Annotated in this window: 19 protein-coding genes and 1 pseudogene (2 of these 20 running past the window's edge); 8 read left to right on the plus strand and 12 right to left on the minus strand. The window is 34.1% G+C overall.

What is annotated here, in order from left to right; all coding sequences use genetic code 11:
- The 4 genes and pseudogenes from FHG67_RS05105 to FHG67_RS05120 all read right to left on the minus strand — a co-directional run.
- Positions 1–1166: pseudogene (locus FHG67_RS05105) on the minus strand (transposase) (its annotated part extends 70 nt beyond the left edge of the window); the annotation flags it as partial.
- Between the two features lie 194 nt (positions 1167–1360).
- Positions 1361–2041 carry a hypothetical protein gene (locus FHG67_RS05110; protein ID WP_004498658.1) on the minus strand — a complete coding sequence of 227 codons (681 nt, stop codon included), beginning with the start codon at positions 2039–2041 and terminating at the stop codon, positions 1361–1363.
- Positions 2042–2079: 38 nt separating this feature from the next.
- Positions 2080–2367 (minus strand): Imm27 family immunity protein, encoded by a 288-nt coding sequence (locus tag FHG67_RS05115; RefSeq protein ID WP_036086000.1) that lies wholly within the window; start codon positions 2365–2367, stop codon positions 2080–2082.
- Between the two features lie 37 nt (positions 2368–2404).
- Complete coding sequence (locus FHG67_RS05120) at positions 2405–2635, minus strand: helix-turn-helix domain-containing protein (RefSeq protein ID WP_004498015.1); 231 nt, start codon at positions 2633–2635, stop codon at positions 2405–2407.
- A gap of 399 nt (positions 2636–3034) precedes the next feature.
- Between FHG67_RS05120 and FHG67_RS05125 the strand changes: the two genes are divergently transcribed.
- Positions 3035–3622, plus strand: coding sequence for a hypothetical protein (locus tag FHG67_RS05125; RefSeq protein WP_004498650.1), 588 nt, complete (start codon positions 3035–3037; stop codon positions 3620–3622).
- Between the two features lie 71 nt (positions 3623–3693).
- On the opposite strand, the gene FHG67_RS05130 is transcribed toward FHG67_RS05125, so the two are convergent.
- The 4 genes from FHG67_RS05130 to FHG67_RS22225 all read right to left on the minus strand — a co-directional run bounded on the left by FHG67_RS05130 (position 3694) and on the right by FHG67_RS22225 (position 8180).
- Entirely contained in the window at positions 3694–4230 is a 537-nt protein-coding gene (locus FHG67_RS05130) for a hypothetical protein (RefSeq protein ID WP_100224541.1), read from the minus strand.
- Between the two features lie 23 nt (positions 4231–4253).
- Positions 4254–5444: an HNH endonuclease gene (locus tag FHG67_RS05135; protein WP_004498010.1), complete on the minus strand. Its 1191-nt coding sequence runs from the start codon at positions 5442–5444 to the stop codon at positions 4254–4256.
- A gap of 325 nt (positions 5445–5769) precedes the next feature.
- Complete coding sequence (locus FHG67_RS05140; protein ID WP_004498671.1) at positions 5770–7371, minus strand: hypothetical protein; 1602 nt, start codon at positions 7369–7371, stop codon at positions 5770–5772.
- A 188-nt stretch (positions 7372–7559) separates the two neighbouring features.
- A complete protein-coding gene (locus tag FHG67_RS22225) occupies positions 7560–8180 on the minus strand; it encodes a hypothetical protein (RefSeq protein WP_232423596.1) in 621 nt (206 codons plus the stop codon).
- Positions 8181–9125: 945 nt separating this feature from the next.
- On the opposite strand from FHG67_RS22225, the gene FHG67_RS05150 reads away from it, so the two are divergent.
- Positions 9126–10127: a hypothetical protein gene (locus FHG67_RS05150; RefSeq protein ID WP_004498019.1), complete on the plus strand. Its 1002-nt coding sequence runs from the start codon at positions 9126–9128 to the stop codon at positions 10125–10127.
- Between the two features lie 96 nt (positions 10128–10223).
- Here the strand turns inward: FHG67_RS05150 and FHG67_RS05155 are convergent, their stop codons facing one another.
- Complete coding sequence (locus FHG67_RS05155) at positions 10224–10607, minus strand: LIC_13246 family protein (RefSeq protein ID WP_036074774.1); 384 nt, start codon at positions 10605–10607, stop codon at positions 10224–10226.
- A gap of 449 nt (positions 10608–11056) precedes the next feature.
- On the opposite strand from FHG67_RS05155, the gene FHG67_RS05160 reads away from it, so the two are divergent.
- A complete protein-coding gene (locus FHG67_RS05160) occupies positions 11057–11467 on the plus strand; it encodes a hypothetical protein (protein WP_004498005.1) in 411 nt (136 codons plus the stop codon).
- Between the two features lie 274 nt (positions 11468–11741).
- On the opposite strand, the gene FHG67_RS05165 is transcribed toward FHG67_RS05160, so the two are convergent.
- Both FHG67_RS05165 and FHG67_RS05170 read right to left on the minus strand, forming a co-directional pair.
- The gene (locus FHG67_RS05165) at positions 11742–12131 is read right to left on the minus strand and encodes a hypothetical protein (protein ID WP_004498024.1); all 390 of its coding nucleotides are present in this window, start codon (positions 12129–12131) and stop codon (positions 11742–11744) included.
- 9 nt (positions 12132–12140) lie between these two features.
- A complete protein-coding gene (locus FHG67_RS05170) occupies positions 12141–12800 on the minus strand; it encodes a tyrosine-type recombinase/integrase (protein WP_004498020.1) in 660 nt (219 codons plus the stop codon).
- A 429-nt stretch (positions 12801–13229) separates the two neighbouring features.
- Between FHG67_RS05170 and FHG67_RS05175 the strand changes: the two genes are divergently transcribed.
- From FHG67_RS05175 to FHG67_RS05195, 5 genes are all read left to right on the plus strand, one after another.
- Positions 13230–13736, plus strand: coding sequence for a hypothetical protein (locus tag FHG67_RS05175; protein WP_232423595.1), 507 nt, complete (start codon positions 13230–13232; stop codon positions 13734–13736).
- Positions 13733–14452, plus strand: a complete 720-nt coding sequence (locus FHG67_RS05180) for a hypothetical protein (RefSeq protein ID WP_004498012.1) — start codon at positions 13733–13735, stop codon at positions 14450–14452. Before FHG67_RS05175 ends, FHG67_RS05180 begins: the two co-directional genes overlap by 4 nt.
- A 658-nt stretch (positions 14453–15110) precedes the next feature.
- Positions 15111–16370, plus strand: a complete 1260-nt coding sequence (locus tag FHG67_RS05185; RefSeq protein ID WP_244947476.1) for a class I SAM-dependent methyltransferase — start codon at positions 15111–15113, stop codon at positions 16368–16370.
- A gap of 5 nt (positions 16371–16375) precedes the next feature.
- A complete protein-coding gene (locus tag FHG67_RS05190) occupies positions 16376–18607 on the plus strand; it encodes a sensor histidine kinase (protein ID WP_004500947.1) in 2232 nt (743 codons plus the stop codon).
- A gap of 2 nt (positions 18608–18609) precedes the next feature.
- The gene (locus FHG67_RS05195) at positions 18610–19800 is read left to right on the plus strand and encodes a hypothetical protein (RefSeq protein WP_004498014.1); all 1191 of its coding nucleotides are present in this window, start codon (positions 18610–18612) and stop codon (positions 19798–19800) included.
- A 76-nt stretch (positions 19801–19876) separates the two neighbouring features.
- On the opposite strand, the gene FHG67_RS05200 is transcribed toward FHG67_RS05195, so the two are convergent.
- Positions 19877–20000: the 3' end of a tyrosine-type recombinase/integrase gene (locus tag FHG67_RS05200; RefSeq protein WP_004498002.1), read on the minus strand. 749 nt of this gene lie beyond the right edge of the window; 124 of the gene's 873 nt are visible here — the last part of the coding sequence; its start codon lies beyond the right edge, outside the window; the stop codon is at positions 19877–19879.

Consider the following 20000-nt stretch of genomic DNA (forward strand, 5'->3'; position numbering starts at 1 on the left):
TCGGGACGGATATAATAGTACGAAGCAAAAGCAGATTTCAAAACTCTGTGATTTGCCTCTGCTACTTGATTGTGAACTCCATTCTTGGACCATCGATCTTTAGCCCATCTGTAGCGTATGTCCTTTGATCGGGCAGAATGGTTTACAGATCTGTGGTTAGAGTAAATGCCCCAAAGCCAAGGATACCCTTCATCAGTCATCAATGGAGTGTGTAAAGGAAGGTGATCTTTGATGATGGGTCCAAGGGTGTTAGCCTTCTGATTTGGCACTGAATTGAAGAAAACAGGGCCTTTTTTCACTCCAATTGTGTGAACTAAGGTGCCTACTTGCCTGCCTCCAAGACTCTCAGAAAGGTAAATAGAAGCTGTTGAACCACCATGTCTGTATCGTTTTCTACCTCCATTTGCTCTCTCAGAAGCGGAAAAAAGGACCATTGTATCTGCTGAAACGTAGGGTCTGTTTTCCATTAAATGGGTAATATCAGTGTTTTCGTCGGGTGGTAGGGTAAATCCTTTGAACTCTTGATCGAGGGCATCATACGTCAGTTTCTTGTATTTTGGTAATTGCTGTGATGCGAAAAGCTGGAATCGTTTCTTTAGAAGTGAAGCACCTTTGTAGGATATTTTCAGTCTCTTGCTGATCTCAGTTGAGGTAACTACCTTTGGGTGTTGAATCATGCTCTCGTAGAAAACGTATGAGAACATCCACAGAGGAAGTTTCATGTGATGCAGAGGAGTGTAGCTCAGCCTTGACGTTAGATATCTACATTTCTCACAGCGGATCAATTCAGGTTGAGTTGAGATCTCCTTAGTCAGTAATTTGTCCGGACAATTAATGCAATATTTAGGGTAGAAATCATTCAGTATCTTCTTTGTTAGTTCAGTAAAGAAAGGAATATTGATTGCAGGGTTCTTACGTTTCTCCTTAAGTTGTGCTGAAGTGAGAGGCTTAGGGGGAGAGGGTAGAATTTTTGCGGTACTAAAATTCAGATCCTGAACGATCCTCATTTTAGTGGGTGGCTTATTTTGCGTCTCGTGTGCTGATGAAAATGGTAGAGGGCGGTTGTCTTTCCATTGTAGAAACATACAGATTTCAGACCAACTTGCTTTGTCTCTGTCGGATTGATTGGGAATGATTGAAGGTGGTAATTTTAGAGCTGCTTGCATAAATTTTTATGCAAAAAAGCAAAGCTCGATACCAGCATTAAAAACAAGAAATTTTTTCTATGATTTTGTTTTCAGAAAGAAAAGAAAATGAACATACAGAATCGAAACGATGGTTCATGAGCAAGCTTGAATGAAGTGAGAAGCAGAGTTAGGAGAAGTCTATATTCACTTAATGTTGGAAACTTGAATTCTTTTTAATCCTGAAAATTAAGTAAAAACTTATTGGGTGTTCGAATCACTTCGGAGCCATCCTGAAAGTGAAAATTTTCACCATATTTTTTAGAGCTATACCGTTCAAATTGCGTAACTTCAATAACACGATTATTCAATATTTTAAATTTACCTAAAGCGACATTCTGCTTTTGATTGATCTCACAGTCATATTGTTTACAATTTATCGTTATATCTTCATAGCAATTCTGATCTAAGCCAAAATAACACAAATTGATTTTTCCATTTTCCTTCTTGAAATTCAAACCTTCGATTTCATCAAAGCCAACTGTATTTTCGAACTCAGAAAATGATCCCCATTGACCTAAAAATGATTCGCTGCTGGAGCCATTTAATTCTCTTTTGAGAATAGGAACCTCGGAAGTAAAATAATCTGAAAGCGCATAACCTTCAGACATGCCATGTTGAATTTTATATAATTTAAGAATTTTGAACGATTTGAAATCGAACCGAAATAATTGCTCAGCAACTGCGACTCCTGTTCTTTCATTTAGATCTTCGATTTTACTTTCGCGGAGTTCAGGATCAAAATAGAATGATGCAGTCTGTCTCTCTTTGACATACATGATCTGTGATTTAAAATTCAGATCGTTACAGTAACTGACCGAAAAAACTATAAATGTTAAAATCAATTTTCTATTCATACCATTTCTATTTTTAGCACTAATAATAGAATTATTAACTAAGACAATTTAAACTTCTTTTTCGCCTGCTCATCAGTAAGTGCAAAAAGACTAATTGGTCCACCACCATGAATGCTACTCTGAGGATAAGTTGCTTCCCAGTATCTGCCATCTTCTGGATCTTGATAAAGAGTGTCCCAACCGGAATTATCTGTTTTAATTTTGATTAGATAATTTTCTATCAAATATATCACGCGTGATAAATTTGAATCGTGCTGAGCCCCTGAATCATCTGTAATCTGAGAGCCAATTATTTCGTTTTCGAAAGGTAATAGTTTTTTAATCATTTAAGAAAAGACAAAATTTATATATCAAGGAAGGATTTTAGAAATCAAATAGATCTTTAGGTTTTACTCCAAGTCTCAGAGCTACTTTTATTAAAGTGTGAATCGTAACATTAGAGTTTCCCCGTTCCAATTCTACAAATGTTCTATATGGTATCCCATTTGAACTATCCTCCATATCTTCTTGAGTAAGTCCTTTTTCGATTCTCAATTCTTTAACTTTTGCGCCTAATTTTTTACGAAAGCTCTTCTCATACGTTTCTAAATTCACCCAAAAAATGTAGAATTTTCTTGTAATTTAAACCAGACCGTATAATGTCTGTTCTGAAAATAGTAAGCAATTTCCATTCAATTCGGGGTATAATGTCTGTTTTTTTCAACAAAACAGCGGTTATACTATGACCTCAGGAATATTTCTTCGATTTCACCTAACTTTCAAAACAATAATTCGGAGAGCAAATCCTATGGTAACATGTCTTAACTGCAAGAATAAGTAGTATGCAGATATTCCTAAGCAAACTTGGGAATACCTATTCATTCACCTGGCTTCATGCTCTCATCGAGCGTAGGTTAAAGCCTGGAAAATCCACTGTATTAGAAAAATCAATTTCCTTTTATTCTATATTCGAGAATGAGAGAAAAGACGTTTATTAAAACTTAGGAGCAATCTATGAAAAAGATTTTATTCACTATCGCTGTTCTATTTTCCGTTTCTCTGTTCTCAGCAGATAAAGAAAATAGCTGGTATCTTGATACAAAGGAACTTCAATGCAAGAATGTAATTGAAACAAAGCAAGCTATGAAAATAGATCTTTCGCTCTCTGGAATAAAGAAGAGCAACACTGAATGTAAAAATCAATTTCTCAGAAAGTTAGAAGGCTTAGAGGATATAAATACGATTGCGTGCGGCGATTCCGAATATTTTTATACGCCCAGTGAGGAGCGATGCAATCAACTTGAGCAATTTATTTCTATCAATACGAAGAATTGGTATATTTTCTTTTACGTTCATTCGAAAAAAGATTTTCCCACTAAATGTCTTGATACTGGCGATTCTGCCTATGAAGCATTTTTTCCAAGTAAATACGTATTTAAGAAAGGGTGTAAAATTAAGAAATTTGATAGAAATGTCGGATTGCTTACAATGGACTGTACTCAAAACTTAATTGTTTCACTAACCATGCCGACACTTTTCTATACCAATTCAGAAGAGACGTGTTCTCGCGCGAAGGAAATGTTTGATAAAGAAATTCAGTGACTATTAACCATTCCGAAATAATAACTTTCATTTATTTCGGAATAAAACTTATAGGTTTCACTTCAGAAGATTTATCCCTGGATTAGATTTTTAAGAACGTCAAAAATCAAACTTGTAGAAAGTCCACTTACATATTGGTTGGATGCGATGCTTTTAATTGAATCAATGATTTTGTTCTTCTCTGGTTCGGGAATATCTAATGATTTTTCGACAGATTTTATAAGAGTATCGAAGATTATATTGGTGTTTATGTTCTCTATTTTTATGATTATATCTTTGCCTGCTACTTGGCCAACATTACTGTAAAAATTCTGAGTAATTGATGAAATATTGGAATCATTCGAAATAAGAGACCACTTTTTAATTTCGTACTGACCTTCTTCCTTATCTTCAACGTATTCAATGGCTTGATACCATTGGAGCTCAATAAAAGTAAGACACTTATCATTTCCGACAGTGGCGACTCTTCTGAATTGTAGAGGGCTTTCAGCAGGGTGATCGTAGTTACTTGCTCGTTTCAATAGCAAATTATCCCACATTTGCAGTCCGCCTGCGTTAATTTCTACACCATCAATTCCTTTAATAATAAATTTACTTACTTTGCTCATTAATTAGATTCTCCAAATATTTTCTAATGATTTAGTATTTCGAAGGTAGGATTAGGATGTATTCGTTGTACAAGAATTTCTTGAAGTCGGGACTCATTTATTATTTCTCCTTTTTTTAAGGGACCGAAATCGAAGTCCAATTTTTTATCTAAAAGATGCGACCAAATAATCCGATCAATCAGAGAGCGAAAAGGATTTACTTGTTTCTCAAATCCTTCAATAACCTGGGCTTCCGTAATTTCTTTCGGAGTCACAAAGATTTCATAATTTAATGTGGGTTTAGGATCAGATTTTTCATTTCCGGTAATACAATTTTGACTGATAAAAGTTGCAAAGTCCGGACCTTCGAATCTAGAACTCAAAAAAACATGATATTTAAAACATGAGAATAATTCAACTACTGCGAATAATTCGTTCTGCTTTGAAACTCCAATCAATAATATACTATGGTAAATGTCTAATTTAGAAATTTCGTCAGAGGAAAGGCGGGGATATGGGTAAGGTATAACTATACCAAGTCTTTTATCCTCTTTCTTCAATAATGAAGGGATATGACTAATAAATTCGAGAGGTACATTTTCTTTTAAGCAATATGTGAATGCCATTTTTAGAATAGAAAGCAAAACATTTAGATTTCCTGTGGAAAAGCTTAAATCGAAATCCATTAAGCTTTCCTCTAGGATAACGCTTCTATCGAGTTCTTTGATTGCTCCTTTGTGATATGGTTTTTTCCTCTCAAGAAGACTCTTTTCGACCTTTATTGCTTTATTCAATATCTCTTGTTCGGTATTTCCTCTAATTTTTATATTTCTTTTGTTATTTGAGATTTCTTCTTCAATCCACTTATCCTGCTGTATAAGACCACCGGGCTTTATTACAGCGATATTTTTCTGGTCTCCCGAGTTACTGAGTTTTACTTTAAAATTAGGCAATGGATTGGAATTTGACCTGAAAACATTTAAGACAGTTGCAGGAAATTGAAAATTTTCGAATAGATCTTTATCTATACCCTTTCCAAGGGTTGAATTGCATTTGATACAATATATTCCGAATACTGTTATGGTTCCTCCAATACTCTCGGGGAACAAATGTTCTCTAGATGGTTTTATCTTATTTGAAAACTCTCTCTTACAAATAGCGCAGTTCTTTTCTTGAGTTCGATTTCCTATAATTATAATTTTTTTGAAATCAATAAATGACGGAACTTGTTCCATATTTGTTATTTTTATTATTCAAATATTATTGATCAAATAAAATTCAAATTTCTAATTCAGGTCAAATTGACTTTTATTAATCTCACCTAAAAAATCGTTTCTTTTTATTTGGATAGCAGGAATAAATTCTTAAATAAATAGAGAAATCAAAATGAGTCCCGTCTTTAGGAATTAAATCTCAGTTTCCTGTTACTTCGGAAACCTTAGGGCGGGTACAAAACAAAGACCATTGAAATTGATTTCACTCATACGATCCCATTCATTTAAAAGCTGAGTGGGAAGTTTTCTTATAGAGAACAGAGACAGTTATAAGAAATCTTAGATACTACGAAATTTTCTTCTTGAATTGGTCTCCAAAATATTCCATCCATAGATTGTCATACGTAAGAGTGTATTGTTTACATGATCGAATATACGGTAGATTTAGAAATCCACCTTTGATGCCGTTATCAATTGGAGCAAATATCCGAGTTTGATTCAGAATCTTATTCTTAAATTCTTTTACGCTGAACTTAATTTTATAGTGCCGCTTTAATGAATAAAAGAATGAATCACTGAACTGAGCGCCCTCACAAAGCTTTTCTTTCACTTCCTTCTTTAGCCTTACTGAATCTGAGATTTTTCTTTTGTTCACATAAACATCGTAATTGAATTTGCCAACGACTTCCTTCATAATAAGTTTAAGATTATCAAAAGTCTTGTTTCGAGAAAAATCAAAGGAATAATAAACCTCAGCATCAATCCATTGGAGATCTATAGGAGTCAGATATTGTAAGTTTGAGTGAAATGATTTACCCTCATTCTCACTTAGACTTGAAGGAGCATACTCACTCTTGAAGTTTATTTTGCAATATTCGTAAAGAGTTTTAAGATCTTTCTCTTCTTTACCATTTGGATTCTTTGCGATCGCAGTAAGATCCTTACTCCCTGCATTGCAAGAAAGGCAAAATTCCTTTGTCTGTTCGTAATCCATTCCTTTGGATAAGCAATAATTCAGAACTTTGAAAATTGTTTTCTCTCCGCCGACTCGATTTCCCTCAGTAATCTGGAATGAATTAGATTCGCCTTCCTTATGCTGTCTTTCTTTCTTCCAAATCGATCCACTACCTTCAATTTTATAAATGAAACTCTCTGATAGTAACTCAGTGTTATTCTGATACAACACTCCCGAAGCTGTATTGTAGTTAATCTTGTAAAGATTTGAATCCAGGATTCTCAACGTTTCCTTCAAAGCCACTGGGATACTACGTATAATTGTTTTCCTTTCTATTGAGTAAGGCAAATAGTCCCAAGCAAATGGAAGTCTATAACCTTTACCTTGTTCCTTTCTCAATTCCAGTTTAATTCTATTATCAGTTGCTTTCAATACACGCTCGATCAAAAGAAATATGTTTTCCTTATCCCAAGTATTCTCAGTTCTGAAAAAAATATGAGCACCACGACGTAATCTTGAGATCTCACAAAATACTGGAACACAACCTAGGTTCTCTTCAACAGCACTAAGGAGTTTTTGAATGAACTGAACGTAAGAAGTAAATGGAATATTAAAAAAAGTAGGATTGTGAGTATCGAGATCAATGTAGAGAATATCGGAATTAGGATGTTCAGACAAAGCTAAGTTTCTTTGTTTTCTATACTCTGCAAGATCCCTTCTTGAGATAAATCTACCATTCCATTCTTTATAAATTCCTAATCTAGAAAGAAAATGATTACTGATGAATCCGAAAAGCTGATTCTTTCTATTACTCAGGAAGAATGTTACATAACCTTCACTTGAAAAGTAGGTAATTCTTTTGTTTTCTGTTCCCTCAAATTCTTTCCGTATATCAAATCCAAGTCGGTAAAGCAACTCGATGAAAAAGCTGTAGCTTTCCGATATATACCTTTTAGAATACTTAACAATATTATTCGTCCCGATCTCACTCATGCTTAATTAGTGAGAGAACGTAAAAGTTTACTTAGAAGTGGGAGAAAATAGAAATGAGGAAATTATGAATGGAAGTAGAAGTAAAAAATCCCTTATAATTAAATATAAAAATGAGAAAACATGATGAGTGCTGAATGATAGAGAGTAGGTTAGAATACTTATTAAAAAAAACTATAAAGTATCAGTCCTCAAGATGCTTTCAATAGTATCCTTTGCACATCATCCCAGGAGAACATACTGAAATCCATAGCACCCTCATTTTTATTGTATCTTCTATGCTCAACTTTTACTACTTCGTCGAGCCGAGCAATTTTAAGTTGTCTATGAAACACTACACTCTTGATTAGATTCAAGGATTGGCCGAAGTCCCTTTTTTCAAAATCTATGAAGATTCCAAGATTCACAAAAGACAGAGCTTTCTTTATATCGCGTTCCTTCTTTTTTCTCTGAGCTTCCGAAGATTTTTCCGATTGAATTGACGTATTTCTCATTGCAGATAATAATTCTTGAAGTTTCCCTATTTTATCTTTCCTGTAGAATGAATTTACCATTATTCCTAACTTTTCGGGGAACCGTGCTTTCTTTTCCTTAAAGTATTTTACAAATTCATTCTTACGGCTTAAGCTCAGAGTGGGATAAACAGAGAATTTACCTAATTCAGAAAAAGCCGATTCCAACTTTTTATAAAAGTCTTTCTCAATATGCTCTGCCTTTAGCTCGTGCAGCAAGTTGACTCCGAAGGTCTGTTTAATTTTTTGAGCCTTCAAATACCTCAATTCAATCCTCAGAACATTATCTTGAATTTTCAAATTCTTCCTTTTTTCGAGTTGTGTCTTCTTATCATAGGTCATCAACGTTAAGCGTTTGTTCTTCAGATACTTGGATGTTTCGTAGCTTTTCGATTCTGTTCGAGGTAGGGAAATCGTCTTTAGGATTGGAGCATAATACTCATAAGAGTGTTCCAATTCTATATTCAAGAACACGTCCAGTCTAGATAACTTCACAGCAGCCCAATCTTTAACCACAAATCCTGCGACTTCTAAAATCGACATTAGCCTTTTTACTAAATCTTCGTAGTCGAATGGGGCATAAGAAGAGTAATTTACTCCATTGTAGAGGCGAGATAGAGAAAAACTGATAATGTAGAATCTAAATCCGTCTTTGAAAACCTCGATGATCATCACTCCATTGGCACGATCATAAAATCGGTCCCCCCTCTGACCTTGTCTAATTCGTAAAGCTCGAAGAAAGTCGTTCTGTTCAACGTTAGGGCCTTCAATAAAAAGTCGAATGGTATCGATGCCAAGGTAGTCAAAAGGGTTTTTCAGATTCAAAGTTAATCTCTCTCAAGGGAGGTCTAATCCCAGGCCAGCGTATATTTCAAATTCCTCTACTAAATTTTAACTCTCTTTTCATATTTTTAGAAAAAACTTATCGTGGCCTGATTGATTAGGTCTCATTCGATTCTAATACCTTACACGACATAAGCCGAATTTGTCCTTAGTAACGCTTCTTATTACAAAACAATTCAACAACATAAGTACCGCGAATTTTTGTACAATCAAGGACGATTACCTATTCACAGAGCCGAGGCTCTTAATTCAACATCTACAGTTCTACCAAATTCAATCTTCAAAAACTTTTCACTAATTATAATATCAGTCCTCATTCGGGTTTGAGGAACCAGGTATGAACGAATAAGATCTGGTTAGATACAGGATAGGCTGAAATACAATAATAGGAGTATTGCAAATATGATAAGCAATACAGAGAAGCCCAAAGGTTTAAAATCTGGGTTAGAACAGGTTGAAGAAAATCTCAAGGAATTGAACGAGAAGAATCTCTACATTGGGGAAATTCAACTTCAAATTAAAGCTGGTTGTTATTCACTTGAGAACAGCTTCGAGCCTAAGTATAGTGAGAATGAAACTGAGTTCATTTTCTATACCGATATGGATGATTTGAAAGTATCTTTTAACCTCTTTACATTGATTCAGCAAAACGAAAATTTTGAATTTGAAATTGGCTTTGAAGCTTTGTTTATTTCGAAATTGAGATCGTTCGGAATCCACATCCTTAACGAAGAAGGAATCTATGTAAGTAAAATTGCGATCATTAGCAGTCATTACCTCGGGGAGAATAATTTTTCATATTACGAAGGTGTTTTGAAAAGCATAGAAATCAAAAACTATATTAAAAACATATCTGGTAAAAACTACAATTTCGATAACGGAAGAGAGAGATTGGAAATAGGTGAAGGATATTTCGACTATGAACTTGGTTGTCAAGGTCACTCTAGCTATATTGCGGTTCAAATACATGGAATAGAAATGAATGGGCTCGGCTCTGAATTTGGATACGCAATAAATTTCGTCGATTTGAATATCAGTCAAGTGCTACGATTGAGGGACAAAAAATTACGAGAATTGTTTGCATCACTGGAAAACAACGAACTGGATAGAATGCTTTTCTCTTTACTGGATTCGATAACAGAATTAAATTCCGCTTCAGGGGTCGGATCTGTAGTAAGCAGAATAAATTTGCTAAAGCTCTTTTCCCCTACCTATAGGGAGTATTCTCTCGATTCATGGTACAAAGATTATCTTTCCGTTTCTTTGGAAACTATACTCAACAAATTGACGGACCTGTTTCTTTCGATTGAAAGTTCCAAAAATGAAATTCGGTATTGCGCTATTTTTCTCAAGCATCAAAGTGAAATACTGAAAAAATTGAAGGAAATTCTTTTCTTAGAATAAGGAAAGAAACTTTCTCGCAAAAGACAATTTAAGACTTTCCGATTGTCCTTTGATTTGGTTTCAGTGAATGCCCGGATCAAAGGACTTTTTGCACCATTATGCGCTATGATCCCTACATATGTCACTCAGGGACAGAATACTGAAGACCGGATGCTCTAACCAGCCTTGATTTTCAAAAACTTCCCGTGCTTCGGTTATTCCATCAATAAACACAAACTCACTGCGGCGAACTTTGTCACCCTCAACTATCTCAGCGTAAACTTGGAACACATGCTTATCATCTGTAGCCTTCACATATATCCGACATTCCTTTGCTTTCAGCAGATCTTTTTTAAAATCCCAATGAGCCCCTTTGGTAGTTGCTGATCTCAATGTCATACTCTGAAATCTCTGGATAGCGCTCAAGATCGTCTTAAACTGCGTTATGCCTTCTTGCGTTAGCTCTTTCCAACCTTCTTCTTTATCCTTTGATTTACCCATACGGAACTTTCATTCCTGGTTTTGGGAAAGTTTACGAGAAAAAACTTGAGTGGTGTTAGCTATGATTGGATCAAGAATAGAATAATAAATGTTCTCATAGTAGCTTGCTGATGCTGATCATATAGGTCAAAAATAACCATAGTTTTTAACTTACCCATTTTCTCAAAATCACTCTGGGAAAAAGTTTCGATTTTTTAAGAAAAAATTTTTATCCCAAGATTTGAATATTCAATTCACATAAAATCACTTTACGAACCTACCTTGTTATCTAAAAAAAAAGTGGTGAACTTTTTTCCATTATGATTTTGAGAAATAGAAAGTTTCCCATAGAATAGATATATGAGATCAAAATGATTTCTAATATTTCTTACATTCGATTTCGAAGATAAGCTTCTTAAGGGTAAGGGAAATATTGAAAAGATTTAAAATTTAAATAACGGAGGAGCTTAATGAATAAAGCTTCAAATATCAAAAGTAACAAGAAAAGTAAAGTAGAAAGGCAGATGGAGAAACTCTCTAATCAGCTACAGCAAAAGGAAATCAAACCTATGGAGTATGCTGAGAATTTCCCGATGAAGGTAGGTAGATATTCTAAAGCAGCAGTTGTCGGAACAGCGGTTGCGGGATACAAAAAGAAGTATGGTGTAAAAGCCTATAAAGAAATTCAGGATGACTTTGACGCGATTATTAATGTCGTTAGGCATTTCGTTATCGGCTATATGACAAATCTAAAGGATGCCTATGAAGCATTAGAACAGGTTAAAGGTGGTAAAAAGGCCTTTGGATTGCTGACTCAGAGGGCCATCGACGAGTCTCTAAGAGTCTATCCTTGGTTGGATGACGAATACTACCAATACTAAAAAAAATCACTCCTGTTGACCCCCGGAAGTTAACATGAATGGTTTGTTTTGGCGAAAAGTAAACATGCGAAGATTCTGAAAATATTTGGGTGGCTTTGATCGATGCATAGATCAAGTCAGCCTTAAAGCTAAGGAGTAATAAAGATTACTCATTTTTTTTAATAAGCAAAAGTCGGCCAGGGATTCACCTATATTTTATTTATGAATTGAGACTTATTTGTTTAAATGACGACTATAGAATATTGCGGAAAGAAACTATCTAATCAAAATGAAGTTAATTTTCGTTGATATCTAAGATTAAAATGAAACTTTGTTCAGATTCTTTTAAAATTTTGATTTTTCGAAATGCTCTCAATTTATTCTTTTGAGGTTGAGTATAATTGAAACGGGCAAGGAATATCTCTTCATTCAGATTTTCTTTTTCAACAACACGTGAAATGCTTCCAGCTATTAAATCATGGACAATTCGGGTAAAGTAATTGTGAAAATGTGTAAGCCCTTTTATTCTTTCTAGCTGAATCCAAATATACTTTGAGACGAATACTGGACAATTATAGAATTCTTCCACTCGGTATTTATATGGAGGAACCATTAAGCTAACAATTTCTCTGGATTCGATCAATTCTTGAAGTGGTTTATTTTCAAGTTTATCAAGCAAGGTCATTTCTTCGTTTCATTCCCAACTAAGGAACTTAGATCCATCAAAATAGGGTTTAGTATAATATTTGGATGTCGTTACGGGACTTGAATGCCCCAGTACCTTCTGGGCCGCGATCGAGCCGGAAGTTTCGAGTAACTTCGCTCCTGTTGTGAATCTCAGGGCGTGAGGGTGAACCATGCGACCAGAGCAGGTTTTAACACCCCAAGAATTAACAATCAATTGCAGTCCTCGGGTGGTTAGCGGATTTCTTTTATATTGATTCCTGCCAGGCATAGATAAGAAGAAATAATCACCTTTATAATCGATTATAAAATGATACTCACGGATAAAAGCTAACGTCTCTTCAGCAATAACTGCGTACCCTAAGTTTCCTCCTTTCTTTAAATATTTGATAAGTGATTCACCGGAAGGAGCAGAAAAAATATTGGAAAATTTTAAAGAAACTACTTCCTTCGCACGAAGTCCAGTTTTGCTCATCAAAGAGAATAATGCACGATTTCGGTAATCCCTTTCTGAAATGGGTTGTGCAAAGGAGCGCGTTAAGTCACACATAGTTTTATCTGTGAGTCCCTTCCCGAGTGCGGAACCAGTGGCACCATCTTGATTTTCTCTTTTTCGTCTCTGTTCAAATTTAAAATCCGCGATAAAAAGTACATTAGAACTTGTTGACATATTAATACCTGAATATAGTAATTTATCGTTGTTTATGAGTTAATATTGCATTTCGAAAATGATTTTTTTTACATAAACTTTAAATAAACGAGATTCAATTGAGTATTTATAAATACATTTCACCGACGCAGCGAAACTACAAAAACATTGAGGAAAGAATTATATATTTTCAAGATCCTCAAAATTTCAATGATCCATTTGATAGTCGAATAGATTTTGAAACAGCAGGTACTGAATTCGAATGGAGAGTCTTTTTTCAAAGCTTTGGACGGAATTCTTATGAAATAAATAATTTTATAGAAATGATAAAATCAGAAAACCCTCCGGACGCCACTCGTTTAATTCTAAATGGAAAATTTAATTATAGAGAAAGGACTAGAGTTTCTTGTTTTACAAGAATCAATTTAAATATCCTACTATGGGGTCATTATGCTAATAAAATACACTGGGTTTTGTCTAGGTTTTAAAAGCGAAACGAGAGTTCAATTTGAAGGTATATTAATTGAAAAAGATCAAGTTAATATACCCTGGTCAATTTATAATGATTTCTTATCCTTTTTCGACCTAAGATACGAATTAGCGATGCCTAATAAATTCAATGTTATTACTTCTGTTGATTTAGTAACCTGCGTTGAACCTTTTTTGAAAACAAAATTCAAAGACTGGGAATATGAGAAAGAGGTTAGGATATTTTTATTAGAGAGATGGATGAAGTCTCCTTGTGTCTCATACCCTTGTGAAACTTTAGAAAGCGTAACTATTGGATTGAAAAGCGAGTTGCGAGAAATCAAGAAAATTTATAGAGCGGTAGTAAAATCTGGATGTAATATACGATGGTTTCGGACGAGTATGCACGAAAGAAATTATGAATTGATTATAGAGGAGATTCCAGATATAGAATCATTCATTTCAAGTTTTAAGAAGGCTAACATATGACTGCGATTTTTACTTATCTATCGAATTCACCCAAAAGAGCTATTATGGCATGTGATAATTTAGGTGTTTATGAAAGTTCAAAAGAAATAAAAACTGAGAAAATAAATTGCTTATTTAATCGATATTATATCGCCACATATGGACCTAATATGTTAGGAGAAGCGGTTACTTTAATTTCAGATTATCAAATTTTTAAAAATTGTATAAGGCCATCGAATATAAATGATCTTCAGGCGATGATTGAAAGTATGTATGATATAAAATTAAATCACTATGCTCGCGCCTCTGAGGAGTATCGCAAGCCTGATAAATTACAAGGAGGGATTATTTATGATTCAGAAGAGCATATGTTTTATTTAATGGACCTTGGACAGCCATTTTCTGATGAAAAAATTAAGAAGCATAGATCATTCATAGAATTAAAGGAAGGGATAAACAGATTTGCTCTTTATGGAAATTCTAATAATAAGTATGAAAATATTGATCTAAGTAAACTCGAAAAAGAAGCATGCAAAGAGAAACTTGAGATAGAATTTAAGGAATTAGCTGCAGATATTTGGAATAAATACAAGGTTAGAGTTGGAGAAGTCGGAAGCTACTTATTTGTTGCTGAAAGTGAAATCACGTTAGAGTCATGTTATGAGAGTTATGTCGATTATTGTGATGCAATGGAAAAGCTGCCTTCGGATAATTTCAATACATGTTCAGGTAACTGACGTAAAGTATTAATTCTTTCAACTTCTGATTTCTTCCCGAAAACGGAAGTTGAAAGGAATGTCTCTGCGCATTAACTAAAAGAAAACGTAAAGAATGATTTGTTTATATTGTGCAAAGAGAAGAGGCTTCTGAATATTCGGCGGATTAAGAAAATATTTTGAATATATTGCTTTATGCAGAAAATAACATACCGTATTGTTATCAAAATTTATGAATCCTTCTTGAGTTTATTGAGGGAATCTTCTAAATTCAATTAGGCATGATTTATAATTCTCTTTTGTAAGGGAGTGCATTGATCTTTCAGGTAATGTTTGCATCAAATTAAATCATTTCCTGATTAGGTCTAACGATTGGAAGTAAGTCTTATCGTTAGTTGCTAAGTTTCTATATAGCTTTATTTTCAAAGTTTTCCTTATTTAAAAATACTTGACATATCTATGTCTTTTTTGTTTTTTTAGCTAAAAGTTGAAATTTTAGATATGGAGAAGGCTAAAAAGCAGAAATGACCTAACTTGGTTGCCGATAATAAATGGAGATTAAGGATAAAGAATTTAACTAGTTCTTTTACCTTATATACAGCAAAGTTACTTTATCCTATTTCTAATCGGGCTATGGGATAGCGGCAATTAAAAAAGGAAGTTTAAATCACAAATGATAATGATCGAGGATGTTTCAAAATTCAATTTCGAAACTGTAAAAATTGATCCGTTCTGGAATTTGGGTAGCGAGCGAGAATTAAAAGCGCACAGAATTCATTCATATCCGGCTAAGTTTCCTGCTTTTATTGCAACTAAGGCATTCGAATTTGCTCGTAGCCAGAATCAAAATCTCGACAAAGTGGCTGATATTTTCTGTGGATGCGGAACTACGGCTTTCGAAGCTGCCCGGAGTGGAATAGATTTTTGGGGTTGCGATATTAATCCCGTAGCCACTATGATTGCGAAAGCAAAAAGTCAAAAATACCAAACGTATAGACTCAATAAGTATAAAAACGAAATATTGAAGCAAGCTAAGAGTATTCCTTTCAATAAGGTTGAGATGATAAATAACGAAAGGCTTAGATATTGGCATACAAAGAAGACTTTATTCGAACTCAGTAGATTAAAACAAGCGATCCATTTCTGTGTTCCTGAGAATAGTAATTATCGGCTTTTTTTTATCTGTGCATTTTCGAATATTCTTAAAGCATCATCCTTATGGCTTACAAAATCAATTAAGCCACAACTTGATAAGACAAAGAAAACAAAGAATATTCTTTTCTTATATAATGAACAATGCGACTTCATGATACAGGCGAATGATGAAAGTGGTACTTTAAGCAATTCCAAAATAGATATACAGACTGGAAATTTCCTTAATGAAAATGTTAGCTTTCCGAAAGTCGATTTAGTCGTAACTAGTCCGCCTTATGTAACTTCCTATGAATATGCAGATTTACATCAGCTTTCGTCGATGTGGTTAGATTTCGCAACTGATTACCGGATTCTACGAAATGGGTCGATTGGTAGTCTCCAGCATGATTACAATTTTAATAGCGAGTGGAAAAATCTGAATGAAAGTGGAACTAAAATTGTTTCCAAATTAATTTATCAAAATAAAAGAAAGGCTAAATCTGTAGCAAAATATTTCCTGGATATGCAAAAAGTAGCTTTAAAGTCATATGAAATCTTAAACAAAAAAGGAATCGCTTTTTTTGTAATTGGTAATACTGAATATAAAAAAGTCCGCATCGATAATGCCCTCCATTTAGCTCAATCCCTCAATCAAGCTGGATTTAAAAAAATCTTAACATCAAAAAGGAAAATAAGTAAGAAAATTCTTACTCCATATCGAGATAAAGGTGGACGATTCACAACAGACTCAGCAGGGCGGAGAGTCTACAGTGAAGAGTTTATCTTAATCGGAATAAAAGGATAGATCAAATGTCTGAAGGCGAACATCTTTCGATAAGACCGTACGCACGATTACTCACCATGCTAGGTGAACAGTTGATAAAAAATGAAAGAATTGCATTGATTGAATTAATAAAAAATGCGTATGACGCTGATGCTGACTGGGTAAAAATTTCGTTTTTAGGCTTTGACGAAAATTTTAATCAAGACGAGAGCTCAAAGATCATAATTGAAGATTCCGGAACCGGAATGGATTATAAGGTTATTGTAAATCATTTTTTGAATCCTGCAACTCCTGAGAAAAAAAGAAAGAAAAATTCCAATAAAAGCAAAACTCCAAAGGGAAGAATTATCCAAGGAGAGAAAGGGATTGGTAGATTTGCAATATTAAAATTAGGTAGGAAAGTTGAAATTATAACAAAGACAAAAAATGAATCAAGGGAAATTTTCATAGAGTATGATTTTATAAAGTACGATGACGAATTTCTTTCTGAACATGGAAAAGAAAAGGATTTGTTTATTGATGACATACGAGTATTGGTTCAGCAGAGAGAGTCGGAATCATTTTTGAAAAAAAAGATTAACTTAGGAACTCGTGAAATAGAGAAAAGCAAGCACGGGACAATTATTAAAATTTCAAATTTAAAAGGGAGTTGGTCAAAACAAAAGATCAAATTAGTATATAATGATCTTGCTCGTTTGCAATCGATTTTTCCATTTAAAAATAAATCTAAAGACTTTGAAGTGTTTATCTATAAGGACCAACAGCACCTCAATTTTCAGAACCAATATTTAGAAAAATTAGATATTTTATTGAAGGATAGATCGGTACTCCAGATTGAAGACGGAGTCTTTGACGCTTCTAGGATGGAATTTCGCTATAAGCTTAATGGCAAGGCCCAATTGATTTCAATATTTGATCCGGAGGTGACTGGATTAAAAGTTTTTAAAGATAAATTCGAAGTTGGAGGTGAAATCCTAAAGAATCGACAAGTTGAATGTGGTTCATTTAAATTTGGATTTTATATTTTCGATTTTTCTAAACAAGCTCCAGCAAGATTTCTTTTAGATCGAGAAGATAAAGGCTTAATTAAAGAGAATCGGATTTATCTTTATCGAGACGATATTAGGGTCTATCCCTACGGAGAGCCTGATGATGATTGGTTGAAAATAGATGCATATCGGGGTACGATTAGTGCAGGAGATTTTTTAAGCAACGATCAGGTCGTAGGTTTTGTAAAAATTACTCATGTCGATAATCCAAATCTAAAAGATAAAACGAATAGAGAAGGCCTTATTGAAGAGGGGAATGCGACTGATGATTTTATCTCAATAATACAAACCTTCTTGTCATATATTAGAAAAAAAGAATATAAAAAATATAGAATTGATTTAATCAATAAGAATGATCAGGATATTTTCAGGTCGGAGATTATTTTAGCAGAAATCGAAAATATTAAGCCTTTGCTTAAGGGAAATTCAAAAGCAATTGAAGCGTTGGAGAAGATTGAGACTGATTACATTACTGAAAGAAAGTATTTGATTCGAAGAGCTGAAACGACTGAAGAGTTGGCCGGAGTAGGGCTTTCGGTAGAAACTGCTTCGCATGATATTATGGCAATAATGCTTAAGGTGTTATCGAATATTGATTCACTTATAAAGGATTTTATATCGGAAGATGTAATCGACAAAGAGCTTCTTTTGTCAGAATTACAATCTATTAGAGGTGGGATGAGTTTTATTGAGAGTCAGTTGAAAGATATTCAGTTGCTCTTTAAATCATCTAAACAAAGAAGGAAAAATATTCGAGTTCGCGATATTGTTGATAAGGTAATTAAAATATACAATCGCTATTTGAACAAAGAAAATATTCAGTGTAAAATTGTCGAAGACTCCTCCCCTCTTGTTGCAAAAACTACGGATGCTGTATTGCTTCAATTATTCTTAAACTTATTCGATAATTCTCTGTATTGGCTGCAGCAAATTTCATTGAAAACAAAAAAAATAGAAATTCATCTGGAAGGCAATGAAGGTCGACTTATCTTTTCTGACAATGGGCCTGGCATTCCTAAATCAGATGTTCCTTATATTTTTGAACCCTTTTATTCTGGTAAGGGAGAGGAGGGGAGAGGATTGGGGTTATATATAGCGAGACAATTGTTAGAAAGAAATGAATACACGATCGAACTAGCCGAATTAAAATCAGATAAGGTCTTATCTGGCGCAAATTTCTTAATTAATTTTATTTCAGAGAAAGATTAAAAATGGTAAGCTCTTTATTTAAAGGAATCGGTATTATAGTCGATGATGAACTTGAGTCTTCGGACCCCAAGAAAAATATTCATCAAATCGTAAGTCAAATAAAGGAAAAAGAAATTCCTTTTCTATCTTATTCTTCGATTCCAAAAGGAAACGTGCTAAACCACTTTCAGAATGTTTCCTTTATTCTACTTGATTGGCGCTTTGATAAAATTGAAGAAATCGAAGGAGTGACAATGCCGGATGCTTTAGGGAAAGAAGAAACAAAAGAAAATATTGAGTTTATTCATAAAATTAAAGAAACCTGCTTTTGTCCTATTTTCATTTTTAGTAATGAAAATATAGAGGATATTACTTCTGAACTTGCTGAGGAAGGATTAGTTAAGGGTGCGAACACAGATCATATTTTTGTAAAGTCTAAAGCGGATTTAGTTGGTGAAACCAAATTATTTGATAGCATTGAAACTTGGATAAAATCCAACGCTTCAGTTTATTTACTCAAAGAGTGGGAAAGGGAGTATTTTAAAGCAAAAAATAAATTGTTTTTGGATTTCTATAAAATGAATCCGAGTTGGCCTAGCATTCTTTGGAAAACTTTTTCAGAGGATGGTGTTAACGAATCGTTAGAATTGGGCGAATTGATATCTCGGAATATTCATACTCGAATGACACCTTTTGAATTTAGTAAGGATGTAATAAGCACAGATATTGTCCATAGCCAGGAAGAACTTTTAGCTGTTCTTGAAGGAGGGAGATTTACTAAAAGCGAAAATCTGCATGAAAATGACATTTCACCGGGTGATATTTTTAAATGCGGAAAAAAGTATTATGTAAATGTAAGAGCGATATGTGATTGCGTCCCAGATAGAAGCAAAGTGGGAGAAACTATTGATGATGTTAAGTTATACTTAATTCGCGGTTCAATTATGAAGCCGAAAGATTTAGATGAAAGTTATAATTCTGGCCTAGGACTATTCTTGGAGAAAGACTCACAATTTATAGCATATCCGATTATGGATCGGAAAGGTATTGATTTTCGTTTTCGGAATTTAGAGTTGGTTACATGGAAAGATGTTAAAGGTAAGCGAATTGGTAGGCTGCTTCCCCCATTCATTAATAGGCTTCAACAGAAGTATGCTCTATATTCTCAACGTCAAGGCTTGCCTCGTTTGCCAAGTCTTTCCTTTCCTGAATAAATTTGAATTACAATATCGGTGGTTTGCAAATGCGATCAAATAAATTAAACGTTTTCAATTGCCGAAATCTTCCAGATCACTCCATCTCTAATTCCAACCCATATTGCGAATCCGTTTCAAATATATCAAATTTTGGAGTATGGAACTTCTCAATCGGACTCGGAATTTGTAGTAAATAATTTGGATTCACATGGAGATAG

It is taken from the genome of Leptospira weilii, from assembly GCF_006874765.1.
Lineage (GTDB): Bacteria > Spirochaetota > Leptospiria > Leptospirales > Leptospiraceae > Leptospira > Leptospira weilii.